We start from the raw sequence: 1678 nt of genomic DNA on the forward strand, positions 1-1678 counted from the left end.
AAAGAGCACCTAACACTAGGTGCTCTTTTTTTTACTAGTTGGCATGCCATATTTTGCTAATTGTCTTTACATTTACCATCGGCTGTTTTAAAATAAAGTCAGCGATTTAAGATACCGGTAACTAAATAAGCGTTTTCCGAGCCGTCTCGTCTAAGGAGGAACCACTCTATGACGATTCGGCCGATTCGGGTACGGGAGGAAACGACCGTGCCTCCGCGTGCTTGGAAAGGAAAACCATTACAGGACGAGCGACTGCTTGGCCGCTTTCACGCGCGGAAAGCAGTCTTTTTTGTTTGAACCCTGAGGAGGGAAAAAGATGGCCATTAAAAAGGTAAAGGTTGAAGAAGCGGTTGGGATGGTGTTGGGCCATGATATCACTAAAATCGTCCCTGGGGAGTATAAGGGGCCGGCATTTAAAAAAGGTCACATCATTCGGTCGGAAGATATACCCCATCTGAAAAATATCGGCAAGGACCATATCTTTCTTATTAATATGGCTCCCGGGCAGGTTCATGAAAACGAGGCTGTTATGCGGATGGCCAAAGCGGTGGCCGGTGCCAATGTGGTCTGGTCCGAGCCGGCGGAGGGCCGTGTGAATATTAAAGCAGCAACGGACGGTCTGCTGAAAGTTAAACGGGAAGCAGTAATGGCCATCAACTGTATTGAGCATGCTGTTTTGTCCACGCTTCATGAAAACCGGCTGGTACGGGCCGGTGATCTTCTGGCCGGCGTCAAGGTAGTACCGTTGGTTGTAGACGAAGAAATGGTAGCGGCCATAGAAGCGGTGGCGCGAGAATACGGTCCGGTTATTTCTGTTAAGCCGCTTAGACGGTTGAAAGTTGGCCTGATCATTACCGGCAATGAGGTTTTTTATGGTCGGATTCAAGACCGCTATGCCCCGGTTTTGGCCGAGAAATTGAATAAATACGGAACCGAGCTGCTCGCTATCATTTACAAGCCTGATGACCGGGAAGCCATTACGGCGGCCATTCTGGACTTTAAACGGCAGGGAGCCGATGTGGTGATCGCCACCGGCGGTATGTCGGTCGACCCTGATGATGTTACCCCCGAGGCAATTCGGGCCGCCGGCGCGGCAGTAGTAAGCTATGGCTCGCCGGTGCTGCCCGGCGCCATGTTCATGCTTGCCTATTTGGATGACACGGCGGTTATCGGTATGCCGGCTTGTGGGATGTATGCCAAGACGACCGTTTTTGATCTTGTGTTTCCGCGCATCCTGGCCGGTGAGCGGCTGAGTAAACAGGACATTGCCGCACTGGGTTACGGCGGCTTGTGTATCAACTGTTCGGTTTGCTCCTATCCCCACTGCCCCTTCGGAAAGTAAACAACATCGCCTCTATTTTCCCCTTCTGAGTCAAGGGCGGAGATGCATATATATTAGCAGATTGTCCTGCTATTACTACCGAGGGGGCGGTGGTCGTGGTCGAGTGGTATTGGGTGCTCATTGCGGCCTGGGTGGCCGCCGGTTTGGGCGTATTAGCGGCGGCACTGTGTGTTGCTGCCAAGAAAGGCGACCATAATCTATAGCCGGATTACTGAGTATTACTGGAATTATTTTCAAAGAAGTTAGTGTAAAATTACTGTAGGATTTTTGAGGAAGAAAAAAGAAGAAGACATCACCATCCTTCGACGGGATGAGTAATCCAAAAAGATTACCCAG

General features: G+C 50.5%; 1 protein-coding gene and 1 riboswitch. The gene reads left to right on the forward strand.

The genetic code is table 11. The features are described 5' to 3' along the window. Window positions 1-122: 122 nt before the first annotated feature. Window positions 123-248, forward strand: a riboswitch (molybdenum cofactor riboswitch). A gap of 68 nt (window positions 249-316) precedes the next feature. After that, window positions 317-1342: a molybdopterin-binding protein gene (locus BLQ99_RS14650; RefSeq protein ID WP_093692252.1), complete on the forward strand. Its 1026-nt coding sequence runs from the start codon at window positions 317-319 to the stop codon at window positions 1340-1342. Window positions 1343-1678 lie beyond the last annotated feature (336 nt).

It is taken from the genome of Sporolituus thermophilus DSM 23256, from assembly GCF_900102435.1.
In the GTDB taxonomy this organism is placed as follows: domain Bacteria; phylum Bacillota; class Negativicutes; order Sporomusales; family Thermosinaceae; genus Thermosinus; species Thermosinus thermophilus.

Bases quoted from the DNA above. Each gene is read 5' to 3' on its own strand.
- BLQ99_RS14650 (WP_093692252.1), top strand. From the start codon at position 317: ATGGCCATTAAAAAGGTAAAGGTTGAAGAAGCGGTTGGGATGGTGTTG.